Origin of the sequence: Staphylococcus casei, assembly GCF_030294405.1 — a bacterium.
GTDB classification, from domain to species: Bacteria; Bacillota; Bacilli; order Staphylococcales; family Staphylococcaceae; genus Staphylococcus; species Staphylococcus succinus.
In genome coordinates this window covers 1,445,125-1,460,749 of record NZ_CP125718.1, presented here as the reverse complement: position 1 = coordinate 1,460,749, position 15,625 = coordinate 1,445,125, and the positions used below count along the sequence as shown (strand labels likewise).

At 33.1% G+C, this 15,625-nt stretch carries 16 protein-coding genes and 1 riboswitch; of the genes, 3 read left to right on the top strand and 13 right to left on the bottom strand.

Going from position 1 to position 15,625, the window contains the following annotated elements; all coding sequences use genetic code 11:
- Window positions 1-17: 17 nt before the first annotated feature.
- The 4 genes from ypdA to QMO72_RS07120 form a co-directional block, all read right to left on the bottom strand.
- Complete coding sequence (gene ypdA / locus QMO72_RS07135) at window positions 18-1,004, bottom strand: bacillithiol disulfide reductase YpdA (RefSeq protein WP_103267189.1); 987 nt, start codon at window positions 1,002-1,004, stop codon at window positions 18-20.
- Window positions 1,005-1,261: 257 nt separating this feature from the next.
- Complete coding sequence (locus QMO72_RS07130) at window positions 1,262-3,073, bottom strand: LysM peptidoglycan-binding domain-containing protein (RefSeq protein ID WP_103267190.1); 1,812 nt, start codon at window positions 3,071-3,073, stop codon at window positions 1,262-1,264.
- Window positions 3,074-3,221: 148 nt separating this feature from the next.
- Entirely contained in the window at window positions 3,222-4,601 is a 1,380-nt protein-coding gene (locus tag QMO72_RS07125) for a RecQ family ATP-dependent DNA helicase (protein ID WP_103267191.1), read from the bottom strand.
- Window positions 4,588-5,553, bottom strand: coding sequence for a helix-turn-helix domain-containing protein (locus QMO72_RS07120; RefSeq protein ID WP_103267192.1), 966 nt, complete (start codon window positions 5,551-5,553; stop codon window positions 4,588-4,590). The genes QMO72_RS07125 and QMO72_RS07120 overlap by 14 nt, the downstream gene beginning before the upstream one ends.
- A 109-nt stretch (window positions 5,554-5,662) precedes the next feature.
- On the opposite strand from QMO72_RS07120, the gene QMO72_RS07115 reads away from it, so the two are divergent.
- Window positions 5,663-5,911: a ferredoxin gene (locus tag QMO72_RS07115; protein ID WP_046836491.1), complete on the top strand. Its 249-nt coding sequence runs from the start codon at window positions 5,663-5,665 to the stop codon at window positions 5,909-5,911.
- A 244-nt stretch (window positions 5,912-6,155) separates the two neighbouring features.
- On the opposite strand, the gene QMO72_RS07110 is transcribed toward QMO72_RS07115, so the two are convergent.
- The 6 genes from QMO72_RS07110 to QMO72_RS07085 form a co-directional block, all read right to left on the bottom strand.
- Window positions 6,156-6,701 (bottom strand): ECF transporter S component, encoded by a 546-nt coding sequence (locus QMO72_RS07110; protein ID WP_103267193.1) that lies wholly within the window; start codon window positions 6,699-6,701, stop codon window positions 6,156-6,158.
- A 65-nt stretch (window positions 6,702-6,766) separates the two neighbouring features.
- Window positions 6,767-6,902: riboswitch (FMN riboswitch) on the bottom strand.
- Between the two features lie 221 nt (window positions 6,903-7,123).
- The gene (locus QMO72_RS07105) at window positions 7,124-8,890 is read right to left on the bottom strand and encodes an ATP-binding protein (protein WP_103267194.1); all 1,767 of its coding nucleotides are present in this window, start codon (window positions 8,888-8,890) and stop codon (window positions 7,124-7,126) included.
- Entirely contained in the window at window positions 8,874-9,599 is a 726-nt protein-coding gene (locus QMO72_RS07100) for a response regulator (protein ID WP_069824005.1), read from the bottom strand. Before QMO72_RS07100 ends, QMO72_RS07105 begins: the two co-directional genes overlap by 17 nt.
- A 135-nt stretch (window positions 9,600-9,734) precedes the next feature.
- On the bottom strand, window positions 9,735-10,472 hold the full coding sequence (locus tag QMO72_RS07095) for a pseudouridine synthase (protein WP_103267195.1): 738 nt from the start codon (window positions 10,470-10,472) through the stop codon (window positions 9,735-9,737).
- On the bottom strand, window positions 10,465-11,013 hold the full coding sequence (gene scpB, locus QMO72_RS07090) for an SMC-Scp complex subunit ScpB (RefSeq protein WP_103267196.1): 549 nt from the start codon (window positions 11,011-11,013) through the stop codon (window positions 10,465-10,467). Before scpB ends, QMO72_RS07095 begins: the two co-directional genes overlap by 8 nt.
- Window positions 10,997-11,731: a segregation and condensation protein A gene (locus QMO72_RS07085; RefSeq protein ID WP_103267197.1), complete on the bottom strand. Its 735-nt coding sequence runs from the start codon at window positions 11,729-11,731 to the stop codon at window positions 10,997-10,999. Before QMO72_RS07085 ends, scpB begins: the two co-directional genes overlap by 17 nt.
- A gap of 94 nt (window positions 11,732-11,825) precedes the next feature.
- On the opposite strand from QMO72_RS07085, the gene QMO72_RS07080 reads away from it, so the two are divergent.
- The gene (locus tag QMO72_RS07080; protein WP_103267198.1) at window positions 11,826-12,329 is read left to right on the top strand and encodes a DUF309 domain-containing protein; all 504 of its coding nucleotides are present in this window, start codon (window positions 11,826-11,828) and stop codon (window positions 12,327-12,329) included.
- 107 nt (window positions 12,330-12,436) lie between these two features.
- Here QMO72_RS07080 and xerD read toward each other — a convergent pair whose 3' ends face one another.
- The 3 genes from xerD to QMO72_RS07065 form a co-directional block, all read right to left on the bottom strand.
- The gene (gene xerD / locus QMO72_RS07075) at window positions 12,437-13,324 is read right to left on the bottom strand and encodes a site-specific tyrosine recombinase XerD (protein WP_046836499.1); all 888 of its coding nucleotides are present in this window, start codon (window positions 13,322-13,324) and stop codon (window positions 12,437-12,439) included.
- 40 nt (window positions 13,325-13,364) lie between these two features.
- The gene (gene fur, locus QMO72_RS07070) at window positions 13,365-13,811 is read right to left on the bottom strand and encodes a ferric iron uptake transcriptional regulator (protein WP_046836500.1); all 447 of its coding nucleotides are present in this window, start codon (window positions 13,809-13,811) and stop codon (window positions 13,365-13,367) included.
- Between the two features lie 104 nt (window positions 13,812-13,915).
- Window positions 13,916-14,458 (bottom strand): NUDIX hydrolase, encoded by a 543-nt coding sequence (locus tag QMO72_RS07065; protein ID WP_103267199.1) that lies wholly within the window; start codon window positions 14,456-14,458, stop codon window positions 13,916-13,918.
- Window positions 14,459-14,699: 241 nt separating this feature from the next.
- Here QMO72_RS07065 and QMO72_RS07060 point away from each other — a divergent pair, with 241 nt between their 5' ends.
- Window positions 14,700-15,614 (top strand): aldo/keto reductase, encoded by a 915-nt coding sequence (locus QMO72_RS07060; RefSeq protein ID WP_103267200.1) that lies wholly within the window; start codon window positions 14,700-14,702, stop codon window positions 15,612-15,614.
- Window positions 15,615-15,625 lie beyond the last annotated feature (11 nt).

Here is a 15,625-nt window from a genome sequence, read left to right as displayed (position 1 = left end):
TTTTTTTCTAAATATTTTTATGATTCTAAAGGTGTTTGTTTTTTAGATAAAATACTTTGTGTAATTATGCCGCCATGGTATTTACCATTTTCAATAAAAATGGTGTTTGCATCATTACCAGCTGCTATGACACCTGCTATATAACAATTTTCCACGTTCGTTTCATAAGTTTCTTTATTGTAAACGGGTGCAGTGCCAAAGGCATTGGTATTAATATCAATGCCTATAGATTCCAAGAACGCATAATCAGGATGATAGCCGATCATGGCAAAAACGTAATCATTCGGAATCTCGATGGTTTGATTATCTTGTTCATAAATCACACTATCTTCAGTGATTTTTGTCACATTTGAATTGAATGCCATCTCTATTTTTTCATGACGTACGAGTGACTCAAAATTTGGTAATATCCAAGGTTTTATCGCTTTAGGGTAGTCTGAACCACGATAAATCACAGTGACATTGGCACCTGCTTTTTCTAATTCTAAGGCTGCATCAACTGCCGAGTTCTTACCGCCAATAACTACGACGTTTTGATCAAAATAAGGATGCGCTTCTTTGAAGTAATGTTTAACTTTAGGTAATTCAGCACCTTCAACTTCAAGTGAATTATGATGACCATAATAACCTGTGGCAACAGTAAGGAATCTACATTGATAGACATCTTCTGTTGTTGTAATTGTAAATCGGTTATTTATTTTTTTCACTGTGAGGACTTCTTCAAAAGCATTGATACGCAATTGATGATGCTTAACCACAGCTCTGTAATATACTAGAGCCTGATTTCGGTGTGGTTTGCTATCTTCTACTATAAATGGAATATCCCCAATACTAAGTTTATCACTGGATGAAAAGAATGTTTGATGTGTAGGATAATTGTATATTGCGTCTACAACATTTCCTTTTTCAATCACTAATGTGTCTATACCTTTTTTCTTTTGTTCAATAGCAGCACTTAATCCACAAGGACCGCCACCAATGATTATACTTTCAACTGTTTGCATAATTGATTGTCCTCCTTTAACCACCAATATATTATACCAGTAGTTTTAGAAAAACCAAATGAAAGAAGTTGAAAATTTTATAACTCTATACTTCTGAGCAATGCACATTTAATTATACAGATAATATACAATTTATTTTCTATATAATTGCTTTGATTATAAATACAGCATTCTTGTCCATAGGTATAAATCATATTTACAATAGCATAAAAACTGCCAACTTTAATTATTGAAAGTTGGCAGTTTTTATAGAAATTTTATTGTGGAATAACTAAGCGTTGTCCATTATGAATGTCGTTACCTTGAATGTTATTCGCTTCTCTAATTTTTTCAACATTTTCTGGCGTACCTTCACCATAGTATTGAATTGCAATTCTGTATAAGTTTTGACCGTTTACAACATGTGTTCTTTGGCCAGAAGTGCTGTTTGATTGATCACTACTTTGTTGACTATCTTGTGCTTGGCTTGAAGAACTATTATTTTGAGCGTCTGACTGACTATTTTGACTTTGATCTGTTTGGTTTTGTCCACTTTGATTACTTTGCGTACTTTGTGAATCTGATTGGTCAGTTGAACCCCCATTTGCCGAGCTTTGTGAGTCTGATTGATCAGTGGAACCACTATTTTCTGAACTTTGCGAATCAGTATTACCTTGGTCAGATGAAGAATTATCAGTGTTGCTATTACCTGCTGACGAAGCACTATCAGAATCTGAATTCGAATTGTCATCAGAAGAAGATGCAGCTTTATCTTTATCATCATTATTCGCTTTGTCTTTATCTTTATTAGAATCTGAATCTTTTGCTTTATCTTTGTCTTTATCGGAATCAGAGTTTTTATCTTTATTATCTGCTGTTTTTTGATCATCGTTTTTACCGTTATCATCATTGTTACCAGTTAAAGCCATGCCACCAAAAATTCCGATTGCAGCTAATATTAAAATTGCAGCTAATATAGGTAATAACTTACCTAATAAACCACCTTTTTTCTTTTTGTTTTTATCATCATCGTTATTGTTGTGGTTACTATTATTTCCGCCGTTACCGCCATTACCATTTGAATGACCTGCTCCAGCAGCGCCTGCACCTGCGGCACCGGCAGTAGCACCTTTTGTCTTAGTGGAACTTTTATCTTTATTATTTTGCTCTGATTTTTCTTCTTTATTTGTATCCTTGTCTTTATGTTTGCCAGCTGCATAAGCACCCGCTCCAACAGCAGCAGCACCGCCAGCTACAGCGGCACCTTTTGTCTTGGAACCTTTTTGGCTCTCGTCCGGATTCTTATCTTCAGATTTACGCGAGTCATTACCTTCGTGATTATCGTGTTGGTGCTCAGTATTTTCTTTACTATCTCGCGGTGCTTGATCTTTATCTTTGCTAGCTGCAGATGCACCCGCTCCAGCAGCGGCACCTTTTGTCTTAGAACCCTTTTGAGTTGCATCTGGATTTTTATCTTCAGGTACGCGTGAATCATTATCTTCATGATTGTCTTGTGCGTCATTAGATTCACGTTGATCTTTATTACGCTCATTGTCATCAATTTGTGATTCTTGCTTACCATTGTGCTTACTAGCTGCATATGCACCCGCTCCAGTCGCGGCAACACCACCAGCTACAGCAGCACCTTTTTTGCTAGATTCATTATCATTTTGTCCATGCGCATCAACTTCAGAGTGGTCTTCATTCTCATCATTTATTTGACGTTCATTTGTAGACGCTTGATTTAAATTGTTGTCACGTGAATGATCATTGTCTTTATATTCATTTTGTGATCTTGATGATGAATGTGCATCTTGATGTTGATTTGATTCGTCTTGAACATCCTCATGTTGTTCGTCTTGTTCAGGTTGTTCTTGTGCATTTTGATGCGTTGCAGTATCACGTCTGCGTTGTCTACGCTGTGCATTTCTAGGAGGAAATTGTTCGTCTGATTTATCAGACACTTCCTCTTTTACATTGTCAACTGAGTTGTTAACGGAATCGTTGTTATTGTCTGGGTGTTCTTTTGGATCAATGGATTGACGATTTTTCTCAAAATCATCTTTAAAATTGTTGTTAGACAAATTCATCATCCTTCCTTGTTTTTATTTTAAGTATATACTGTTTTACCCTAAAAGGTAGTAAATATGTATATATTTATTTAATATATTTACTTTCAAATAAGCCTATAGTTCGTATTATAGCTTGTTTGAAAAAGTGAAGTAAAGCAATAGTCGATTATTCAAACAAATTTTGTAACTTTTCAGTATAATTTATTTTTCTTTTTACTTTTTTACGGTTTAAATGATGAATTGAATGTAATTCAGAATCATTATCGCAGCATTGACTCGGCTTCTCTTCAATAGACTCACCAAAAAACTCCATCATATATGACCTTCTACATTGATCTAAATTTTTATAACCTAACATTCTTATATACCCTTTACGCTTGCGTTGATATGTCGCTTCAAAAATCGTTCTTAGCTGAGAAAAAGAATAGTAGCTATTTAATATTTCTAGAATATCTTGCTTATCTGGAGGTAAAAAAGTACCTATTTCAAAAGCATTGATATCTTCAGAAGAAATCATATCCGTAAATAATAAAGTTTCAAGTAAAAAACTGTCATCTGGCTGAAACAGACTAATTGCTTGGCTATGCGTACCATCTCTTCCAGCCCTACCAATTTCTTGCATATAATTAGAGGGACTTGTGGATAAATGATAGTGAATAATTGTTCGGATATCTTTTTTATTAATACCCATACCAAAGGCACTTGTAGCAACTATAATGGGAATTTCGTTATTAATAAATTGATGTTGCACCGTGTGTCGCTCTTGATAAGATAAATCACCATGATAAATTCCAGTTAAAAAACCATAATTATAAATTTCCTTTGCTAGGTTTAGACATGTCTTTTTAGATGATACATAAATAATTGTAGGTCCTGTGGTTTCTAATGTGGGTAACAACCACTTTAATTTTCCCTCATCATCAGGAAAATTCTTATGCGTTAACGAAATGTTATCTCTATTCATACTCGTTTTAATAACGTGGAATGTTTTATTAAGCATTTGATTTAAATCAAATGTTAAATGTGGTGGTGCTGTAGCAGTTAAAGCGAGCACTGTCGCTTTAGGAAATTGATTGATAATTTTGCCAATAAGTGCGTAATGGGGTCTAAAATCATATCCCCATTCTGATAAACAGTGCGCTTCATCTAAGACAATCATCCCAATATTCAAAGTTTGAATAAGTTTGAAATTTTGTGGCTGTAAAATAAATTCCGGACTTAAATAGATAAAGCGACTGTTAGATAAAGCGTTGATATTTAACCTTCTTTCATCTTCATCCATCCCGGAGTGGATACAACTGACTTTATGTTCTCCATGTAACTTAAGTTGCATCACTTGGTCATCCATAAGAGATATGAGTGGAGAAATAATGAGTGTGGGTTGTTGTTTTATATATGTAGGTAATTGATAACAAAGACTTTTACCGCTCCCTGTAGGTAAAATACCGAGCGTATCTTTATGATCAATTACACTTTCTATAATTTCTTGTTGGCCAGGTTTAAACGATTCAAACCCAAACCATTTTTTCAGCTCATGTTGTAACATTTAATTCTCCCCTTTCTATGCCAACAATCACTAATTTAATCTTAAAATAGCTAAGATTTGGAAACAGCGCTTTATATTCGCGTAATCTTTGAGTACGGTGTGTCTCATAGTATTTCAAAAACTCTAGATAGCTTGTCGTTTCAAGATAATCTGTATAATTCGTAATATAGCCTTTGATAAATAATTCTAATATATGATCTTCAATTGTATTTATTTTTACTTGTTGTTGCGCAGCAAGTTGTTCAAAATCTAACCCTTGTTGTAATCCTTTATACGTTTGTTCGGTTTTATTTAATATGGTTGGTAAAACGATAAGTTTATGTAAAATTGGATACTTTTCTTTATTTTCAATATTAAATAATAATGTAACCAAATCGATCATTTCAAGTTCAAATAAGCGCTCTTGTGAAATGTCTTCGATTAAACTGACTTGCTGTCTGGTATACATGCTTTCTTCATAACCTTGTAAATAATAATGTAAATAGGTTGTACCATTAGTAGTAACAATTGACTGAAATAATGCATGAAGCTCTTTAATAAAATCCTCATGTAAGTTATTATTAATTATCTCTTTATATACATTTTTAACTTTCTGGTGTACAGTACTATGTTGGGTAATAGGTACAAATTGATATATGTTATGTGTAGTATTGGATACAGTTTGTATTAAAAGTTGTAATGCTTTAAACGTATTCATCAAACTATCATAGGTGTGTCGAGGATGTGTTGTAATACTAGCACTTAGATTACTTTCTGCACTAAGTTGAGTAAAATATCGCTCGAATGACGGATATTTTAAGTTAGGCATGCTGTGATATAATGATAGTAATTGTTGGCTACACGCATCAAAAAAGGTTTGATGTGATTTTTTTCCTATGATAATATTAAATATACTTTTTTCTGTTTTATAACTATGTGCGTGAGTTTGTGTAAATTGAATTATATTATACATGTATCATCCCTCATTCTATTAAACGGAAACATTTGAAAAAACTAAAAACAGTGATTACAATGATAATTGTGTTATTATTGTAGCATTTTTGTCAAAGGAGGCGAAGAAATTGGCTAAATATACAATTGTCGATATGGATACATGCATTGCATGTGGTGCTTGTGGTGCCGCTGCCCCTGATATATATGACTATGATGACGAAGGTATTGCATACGTAATATTAGACGACAATAAAGGTACGGCAGAAGTACCTGAAGAATTATACGAAGATATGGAAGATGCATTAGAAGGTTGTCCAACTGATTCAATTAAGATTGAAGAAGAATCATTCGATGGAGACGCACTAAAATTTGAATAATAAACTTTAAGTTATTGTTCTCGTATATTTTATCGAAATTTTACAGGATACCTAACAGACCTTTAAACAATCTCTATGGTAGCATAAAGTTTAAATTTGATATAAAGCAACGATATGAGTTAGTGTGTTCAAATTCCATTGGGCATGCTAATTTTTATATACAAATAAATATAAGCAGCGCTTTAACATTTGTGTTAAAACGCTGCTTATATTTTTGTTATTGATAGCGCTGATGTATGCTGATTTATTTTGGTAATACATTTTTTAATCGTCTAAATAATATAATGAATATGAGCGAAATAATAGCGCCTTTAATGATATTAAATGGTATTACACCAGAAACAATTACTATTTTAATATTTTCAACGACATGGGATAAATTCATTATCATGCCATATAACGGTAATAATACAAAATAGTTTAAAATGCTTAATACAATAGTCATTACTAACGTAGCCACAGTTAAACCTGTTATTAAAGATTTTAAATTATGTTTTTGTTTAGTTACGAAATAAGCAGTAATTAAGAAGCTGGTTGCAGCTAAGAAGTTGGCTATTGGACCTACTGGGTCACCTACGTTAAATAAAAAGTTTAATAAGTTTTTAATAAATTCCACTATCATACCTGCTACCGGCCCTAAAGTAAATGTAGCCAATAATGCTGGCACATCACTAAAATCTAATGTTAAATAAGGTGGTAAAAAAGGTATTGGGAATTTTATAAACATCAATATAAAAGCTACGGCACTCAACATGCTTATTGTAATAAGTCGTTTGGTTTGTTGTTGCATATTCAATTATCTCCTTCCATTCATCTTACACAGAATAGGAGGATTTAATTGCATAACAAACAACCCTCCATCTTCTCCCATCCAGACTATACTGTCGGCTCTAGATTCTCACTAGATCAGCCACTCACTTTATGAAACATGAGTGGGTCGCAGGCTTTCATTACTGCCGGTTGGGAATTACACCCTACCCCGAAGATGAATATTATAAATTTTATAAATATATCATAGCTTAATACTCAGGTAAAAACAATAGAATTGCTCTAAATATATATAACCCAACATAGAAAACAATAGAGACATATGACATTCAACTAAGCGCTAACGATTTAAAGCATGGTGTCCATTATGTATTACCATAAAAACAGCGCTAAAGGTATGCGTGCGTTTAGCTATACCTTTAGCGCTGTTTAGTTTATGAACTGCTATTTATCTGTATTGACTTTAGGTAATTTAATAGCAAATTGAGTGCCCTTGCTAAGTTCGCTTTTAACATCAATGCTGCCATCATGACCATCTATAATCATGCGACAAATGAATAAACCTAACCCAGTTCCTTGTTTACCTCTTTTACGCGAAGCATCTACTTTATAAAAGCGATCAAACACTTGTTGTAAATGTTCGGGGGCAATGCCGCTACCAGTATCAGTGATGTATAAGATGTTTTCGGTGTCCGTTTCACTACAACTAATAGTAATTGAATCTCCAGGGTCTGTATACCTTGTAGCGTTATCAATTAAATTAGTTAACACTTGCTCTATTCTATCCGAATCATAAAACCAAAGTTCACCATCTGTATTTGGATTCAAATCAATACTTAATTCCAAATCTGAGGCTAGTTTTTGATATTTGAGTTGCATTTTATTTAATAATGTATCAATAGGTTGTACTTTTTTATCGACCGTTAGGCCCTCAGCATCCATACGTGCAACATTGAGCAATTCATTTACCAATCTATTAAGCCGTTTCGTTTCATCTAAGACGATAGACAATGATTCATGTATTTCATCAGGTTCTGTTACAATGCCATCTACAATTGATTCTGTGTATCCTTGTAACAAAGCAATAGGCGTGCGAAGTTCATGTGACACATTCGCAATGAAATCTTTTTTCATCTGATCCATGTTATGTTCATTTGTCATATCACGTATCACTGCAACAATACCACTGGTACCATCAGGTTGAATTTGTTCAATGTAACTCGTTATGATTACAAAGTAACGTGTATTTATTTCATATTCTTCAAATTGTGTTTTTTGATCTTTAAACGTTAACTCTTTTTGTCTATCTAATTTATCTAAAGAATAATCATCAAGGATTTGGATAATATTTTGAGCCATGTCATTAGAAAGGATAACCTCTTTTTTATCATTAAAGCCTAATACCCCTTCAACCATTGAATTAATCAAACTATCTCGAATATTTTTGGAAGAAGATAGTGCATCCATATGTTGTTGTATTTCTGAACTCATCGTATTAAAAGCGCGAGATAATTCACCGATTTCATCCCGAGAATTTACTGGAACGATTTGTGAATAATCGCCTTTTGAAACTTTCAATGCTTGTGTTCTTAAATTACGTAAAGGTTTAGTAATCCTAGAAGATAAGAAAAAGGCAAATACAGTTGTTATTGCTAACGATATAATTGCAATGACTAAAATAATAATTGTAATGAGATTGTTTGTATCTTCGAGCGTTTTTAAATCTTGATATATAAACACTCCACTATAGTTGTTGCCTTTCTCATTATCTGCATTTAAATTTTTTGAAGGATAACCAATAAGCACATAAGTACGTTGCTGCCCATTGACACTAACTGGGACATGTTCTGGAATTTGCTTACCTTCATCAAATACGCGATTGTAATCCTTGTTCGATTTGATTTCTTTGAACATTTTTCTCTTAGTCACATCTTGATTATTGTTGGGCATATGTTTGTCATTCATAATAATCAACCCGACTGGTCCTTCGATAAGTTTCCGACTATGTTCAACTGCTGTGGCCTTGTTATCTGATGTTGCAACTAATTGGCTAATTCGTTTAGCATCTTTGAGTAAAGAATCTTCGGTTTCTTGCGTAAAATAAGACTGTATAAACGTAACTAGCGTTGCGCTAAGTAAAATTAAAACTGTCGTTACTATAAAAATAATAGTTAACCACAGTTTTATAACTACATTATTGAGTCGGTTCATCGTTAGATTTTACCTCAAATTTGTAACCGACGCCCCATACGGTTTGAATCATATAAGCCGCTTCTTCAGACACACGATTAAGCTTCTCTCTTAAACGTTTAACATGAGTATCTACAGTACGCAAGTCCCCATAGAATTCATAATGCCAGACTTCCTTTAATAGTTGTTCACGATCAAACACTTTATTTGGTGTTTTGGCTAGAAAAATTAAAAGTTCATATTCTTTTGGTGTCAAATTGACTTGGTTTCCATCTGCTAATACCCTATGTGCATCGTTATCAATAACAAGGTGATCAAATTCTATTAAATCACGTGTATGTGGTTCACTCTGTTCTGTATGAGCAACTTGTGTACGTCGCAAGAGTGCTTTAACACGTAATACGACCTCGCGAGGAGAAAAAGGTTTCACGATATAATCATCAGCGCCAGATTCAAATCCTTCTACACGGTTAGTTTCTTCACCTTTAGCAGTCAGCATGATTATTGGCGTTTCTTTATGCTCTCTTAAACGAGATGCGACTACGATACCATCCATTTCAGGAAGCATGAGATCTAGTAATATACATGAATAATCATGTTCCATCGCCATTTTATAGGCTTCTTTACCGTCTCTCGCTTCGTGTATTTCAAAAGATTCTCTTTCAAGATATAATTTGAGCAACCTTCTAATTCTATCTTCATCGTCTACGATTAATATTTCATTTGACATACATATGTACCTCCCACACTGCTAACTTTCAAATTCAATCACATTATAGCATATGTTAAACAAGAAAAGTGATTATACACGAAAAGTTTGTGAATTTTTTCTCATTCTATAGGATTTGTTAGAAAATCTTCACAATTATTTACCGTGTTCAGCTAATTGACGTATCACTTTTACTTCATGAGGTGTTAAAACTCTTCCTTCACCCGCATTAAGTCCTTTTAAATCTAATGGCCCAAATTCGATGCGTTGTAATTTAGTTACTTCATGGCCAAAATGTTCAAACATACGACGCACTTGGCGATTACGGCCTTCTGTAATAGTAATTTCTACAAGTGTAGTATTTCTATCTTTATCTTGATTTTTTACTTTAACTAATGCTGGTTGTGTTTTACCATCTTCTAAATCGATACCATGTTCTAATGCTTTGACTTCCTCACGCATCAAATAGCCTTTGAGTTTAACAATATATTTTTTCTTGATTTTATAACGCGGGTGTGTCATAAGGTTTGTGAATTCACCATCATTTGTTAGTAAAAGTAAACCAGATGTATCATAGTCTAAACGTCCGACTGGATAAATTCTTGTTTTAATTTGTTTGAAGTAATCAGTGACTACTTTTCTACCTTTATCGTCTGATACGCTAGTAATAACTTGGGAGGGTTTGTAGAACAAGATATATATCTTATCTTCTTGCTCTAATCTTATGCCTTCAACATCAATATTATCTGAGGGTTTTACTTTTGTACCTAATTCTGTAACTACAGATCCATTTACTTTCACCTTACCTTCTGAAATTAAGGTTTCAGCTTTACGACGTGAAGTATAACCACTATTGGCAATTCGTTTTTGTAATCTCTCTAAATCTTTATTCATTATTTTCTCCTTTTTGATTCACTAAATTACTGAAAAATGCTTCTATTTCTTCATCTTCCTCATCAGTAGTTGGCAAATCATCTAAATGTTCAATACCGAATACATTTAGAAATAATTCAGTAGTATAAAGTTGCTGGCTTCTTGAATCGGTTTCATCTCTCGCTTCGATTAATCCTCTCGCGATTAATGTTTTAACAGCACCATCAGAATTTATACCTCTAATCATTTCTATATCACTTCTCGATAATGGTTGGTTATATGCAATAATGGACAAAGATTCCATTGCTGCTTGTGATAATTTCATTTTTGACTTTTGTTCAATTAAACGTTCTATATAGCCCGAAGCCTCTTTCTTAGTTGTTAACACATAAGTTTGACCAAAGTGTTGAATCACTAACCCATCTGCTTCATATTCAGCAACAATTTGTGACAACGCAGGTTGATCTATTTCTAGTATTTCAAGTAATTGTTTTTCTTCTAAGCCTTCATCACCGGCTGTATAGAGTAATGCTTCTAGTATACCGTTATAGTTCAATGCCATAGTTTACTCCTCTTAAAATATTGATATCGTCAAAACTTTTCAGTTGTTCAATATTAACAACTCCTGATTTAGACATTTCTAAAATTGCTAAGAAATGCGTAACCACCATTTCTATAGGTTCAGTAAAATTGAACAAACTAAAAAAATTGAACGAATCCTGTTGTTGTAAACGGTCATTAACTTGTGAGGTTGCTTGTTGTATTGTAAAGGTTTCTTTACGTATGTCCACAGTCTTGGGGGTATTAAAGTCAATGCGGTTTTTCACTTTTTGATATGCGATGATTAATTCAGTTAAATCAATTGTATTGTCGGGATTCCAAGTTTCATTAGATTCTAAATGTGTTAAATCCGTGGGGTGCTTCGAATAATAGTTAGCACGTTCGGATTTTTTGTCATTCAATATTTCTGTGTATGCTTTGTAGTTTTGATATTCGATTAACCTTCCTACTAAATCATCACGTGGGTCATCATCTAATTCATCCACTTCATCTGATTGCGGTAATAGCATTTTACTTTTAATCATAAGTAATTCTGAGGCCATAACTAAATATTCACTGGCAACATTAATCTCTAGTTGATTCATGGCGTGAATATATTGCATATATTGTTCAGTTAAAGATTTCATCGGGATATCATAAATATCAATTTCAATTTTTTGTATGAGATGCAATAATAAGTCTAAAGGACCATTAAAAGCATCTAGTTTTACTTCGTACATATTTATCTACCTCATATTGCAAGTTAAGTGCGTATTTCACTAAAATATTATAGCATGTTTATAGTAAACATTTAAATTTGGAGCGGTTTTTATTATGGAAAATGCATTACAAGAATTTTATTATCAATTTCACACCAAGCAACACTACTTTCTATGCCATGATATTTTAGAAGAGGCATGGAAAGAGAATCCTTATTATAGTAAAGATGATGCTGTCGTCAGTTTAATTTTACTGGCTACAGGTTGTTATCACTATCGTCGCGAAAATAATGTCGGAGCAGTTAAATCCTTTAATAAAGCGTTACGTGTGATTAATCAAAGCACCACCAATCACCATTTAGGCCTCAAAATGGGCGCATATGAGAAAGTAATTCAAACACTAATAACAGCTGTTGAAAAGGGAAATCCATTTTCAACAATTCAATTACCTTTAACTGAGACTATGAAACAATCTGTATTAGCGCGCTATCCTGATTTTACATTAGACCCTATCAAAGTTGAAGATAGTTATATTGTCCATCATCATTTAGAAAGAGATCGAACTGAGGTACATCAAGCACGCCAACAAGCATTAAATCATCGACGCGCAAAAAGATAAACAACTACCACCCATTAACATATTAATTGTTAAACTTACAATTGCCTCTACCACCTTAAAAACACAAAAACACAGACAAGCTATTCGCCGAATAAACTTGTCTGTGTTTATGCACGTGGATGGAATTCATTATACATTTTGCGGATTTGTGATTTAGAAACGTGCGTGTATAATTGTGTAGTTGAAATATCAGAATGTCCAAGCATTTCTTGTACAGCACGTAAATCAGCACCATTCTCAAGTAAGTGCGTCGCAAATGAATGTCTTAATGTATGTGGTGTTAAAGTTTTATTAATATTAGCCTTGATGCCATACTGTTTAATCATTTTCCAGATTGCTTGTCTTGATAATGGTTTACCATGCATATTTAAAAATAATACATTGGTTACAGTGTGCTTCAATAATTGCGGGCGTATATTTTCCATGTACAAGGTTAAGTATTCAATGACCGCATCTCCAAGTGGAACAATACGTTCTTTATTACCTTTACCAAATACTTTAACAAAGCCCATGATAAGATTTACATCCTCTAGCTCAATTTGTATCAGTTCTGATACACGCATACCTGTTGCATATAATAATTCTAGCATTGTACGGTCTCTATAACCATTGTTTTTTGAAAGGTTAGGTGTTTCTAATAAATCAATGACTTCATTTATTTCTAATACATCAGGTAATTTCCTATCATATTTCGGCGTCTCTATTAATACTGTTGGATCTTTAGCAGCGTATTTTTCACGTAAAGCAAATTGATGAAAATTTCGAACTGTAGAGATAAACCGTGCTAAAGATTTTGCAGAAGCGCCTTCGTCGTGCAAATGCCCCAGACATTGTTGAATCATTTGTCTATCAACAAAATCTATATGACTTATTTTTTGGTCTGCTAAAAATGTTTCATATTTGCGTAGATCTCTTCTATAAGCCCCGATAGTATTAGCACTTAATCCTTTTTCTAGTTGAATGAATTTTAAAAATTCATCAATAATCGTATCCATTTAACCACCTCTATTTATAAAAGCGTATGAATTTCTGTGATTATTTACCTTTGGCTTGGCAATCTGAACAAACGCCATGAAACGTAAGACGATGATCTAATATTCTAAAGTTAAAATCATGTTCAACTTTATCTTCTACCTTAGGTAATAAATCTTCTTCTATTTCATCTACTTTGCCACATTCCATACATACAAGATGATGATGGAAATGCTTTGCACCTTCTTTGCGTAAATCAAAACGAGCTACACCATCTCCGAAATTAATTTTATCTACTACTTTCAATTCTGCTAACAATTCTAGTGTACGATAAACAGTAGCTAGTCCGATTTCTGGCGCCTTATCTTTAACTTTTAAATAGACGTCTTCAGCGCTTAAATGGTCTTTTTCATTTTCAATTAGAACTCTCAAAGTCGCCTCACGCTGTGGCGTTAATTTATAAGATGATTGTTGTAATTGTTGCTTCACGCGATTTAATCGTTCTTCCACGGAAGCCTCACTCCCCTACTAATAATTATAATCATTTTAATTTACATAATGATTTATATATAAAATACCAGTAATTGATAAAATACGCAAGTATGTTCGGCATCTTAATTATAATGATTATAATTAAGTAATAGGTGTTGTAAGGCAATAATCGTCTTAGCGTCTTCTAACTCTTGGCTTTGTAACAAATTATTTATATCTTTTAAGTGATAAAATTCAAGTTCGATGAATTCATCATCATCTAAATTCATTTCACCTTTTTTTAAATCTTTTGCTAAATAAATAGATATTTTTTCATTTGAAAATCCTGGCGAACCATACATCTCAGTAATTAACTCTAAATTTTCTGCAATATACCCAGTCTCTTCTTCCAATTCTCGTTTGGCTGCATCTTCTCTAATTTCATTTAGCTCTAATTTACCAGCTGGAATTTCTAGCATGACCTTTTCTGCAGGCTTGCGAAATTGCTTTACAAGAATAACTTCGTTGTCCGGTGTTATCGCACATACAGCAACCGCACCGTTATGATATACCAATTCTCGTTTAGATGTCTGACCATCGGGTAACACTACATCATGAACTTCTAAGTCAATAATGGCACCGTTGTAAATAGAATGTTTATGTATTGTTTTTTCGTATAAGTTCATTGCAATCACGTTCCTTTTAATTAATTTGAGTTATTGTTAAGATTAACATGTTGGTTAACATGGGAATAGTAAAGTTAATTATCGGTTAATATTTACTTGGAATTACTTTATGATACATTGTCGTATTGATAATAGCTTTTAATACTTAATTTTCATGAGAAACTTAATATATCGTAAATAAATTCATGTAATTTTATTATGTTCCTAACCTATAGAATAGTGTATCGAAAGGGGAAAAGACATGCAAAAAAATATATTAAAAAGTGGTATTGAAATTTCTGAGATAGGTTTAGGTTGTATGAGTTTAGGTACAAATTATGCACAAGCAGAACCTATCATTGAACGTGCCATCGAACACGATATCACTTATTTTGACACAGCAGATATATATGATAGAGGGATAAATGAAGAAATTGTTGGTAAAGCACTCAAAAAATATCAAAATAGAGATGATATTGTCATCGGAACAAAAGTTGGTAACCATTTAGCAGATGATGGTTCAACGTTTTGGGATCCTTCTAAAAAGTACATCAAAACTGCCGTTAAATCTTCCTTACAAAGATTAGGTATAAATCATTTAGATTTATACCAATTACATGGTGGCACAATTGATGATCCACTAGATGAAACAATCAGTGCCTTTGATGAATTGAAAAAAGAAGGCGTGATACGTGCTTACGGTATTTCTTCTATTCGTCCAAATGTCATAGATTATTATTTAGAGCATAGTGAAATTGAAACGTTGATGTCTCAATTAAATTTAATTGATAATAGACCAGAAGCATTGTTGAATGCTATTCACGCTAAAAATGTTAAAGTATTAGCACGAGGCCCAGTGTTTAAAGGGTTGTTAACTGCCAATAGCAATCATGCATTAGATAATAAATTCAAAGATGGTATTTTTGAATATAGTAATCAAGAATTAGGCGAAACGATTGCTTCTGTTAAAGAGGTAGAAAGCAATTTAACTGGACTTACTTTTAAATATCTTACTTCTAAAGATCCAATAGGTTCAATTATTGTTGGAGCTAGTAGTATTGAACAATTAGATGAGAATATCAACAATTATGAAGCCTCTAAAGAAATAAGTTTTGAGAAATTAAAAGCTGCTTGTGGACGTGTTAAAAACTTAGAATATACGCAACACCTTAAATAAATTTAATTAAA

Coding starts and splice junctions, on each gene's coding strand:
- QMO72_RS07110 (WP_103267193.1), bottom strand. CDS start 6,701: ATGCAACAACAAACCAAACGACTTATTACAATAAGCATGTTGAGTGCC.
- QMO72_RS07060 (WP_103267200.1), top strand. CDS start 14,700: ATGCAAAAAAATATATTAAAAAGTGGTATTGAAATTTCTGAGATAGGT.
- QMO72_RS07095 (WP_103267195.1), bottom strand. CDS start 10,472: ATGAATAAAGATTTAGAGAGATTACAAAAACGAATTGCCAATAGTGGT.
- scpB (WP_103267196.1), bottom strand. CDS start 11,013: ATGGCATTGAACTATAACGGTATACTAGAAGCATTACTCTATACAGCC.
- QMO72_RS07085 (WP_103267197.1), bottom strand. CDS start 11,731: ATGTACGAAGTAAAACTAGATGCTTTTAATGGTCCTTTAGACTTATTA.
- QMO72_RS07065 (WP_103267199.1), bottom strand. CDS start 14,458: ATGAACTTATACGAAAAAACAATACATAAACATTCTATTTACAACGGT.
- ypdA (WP_103267189.1), bottom strand. CDS start 1,004: ATGCAAACAGTTGAAAGTATAATCATTGGTGGCGGTCCTTGTGGATTA.
- xerD (WP_046836499.1), bottom strand. CDS start 13,324: ATGGATACGATTATTGATGAATTTTTAAAATTCATTCAACTAGAAAAA.
- QMO72_RS07080 (WP_103267198.1), top strand. CDS start 11,826: ATGGAAAATGCATTACAAGAATTTTATTATCAATTTCACACCAAGCAA.
- QMO72_RS07100 (WP_069824005.1), bottom strand. CDS start 9,599: ATGTCAAATGAAATATTAATCGTAGACGATGAAGATAGAATTAGAAGG.
- QMO72_RS07120 (WP_103267192.1), bottom strand. CDS start 5,553: ATGTATAATATAATTCAATTTACACAAACTCACGCACATAGTTATAAA.
- QMO72_RS07125 (WP_103267191.1), bottom strand. CDS start 4,601: ATGTTACAACATGAGCTGAAAAAATGGTTTGGGTTTGAATCGTTTAAA.
- QMO72_RS07105 (WP_103267194.1), bottom strand. CDS start 8,890: ATGAACCGACTCAATAATGTAGTTATAAAACTGTGGTTAACTATTATT.
- QMO72_RS07130 (WP_103267190.1), bottom strand. CDS start 3,073: ATGAATTTGTCTAACAACAATTTTAAAGATGATTTTGAGAAAAATCGT.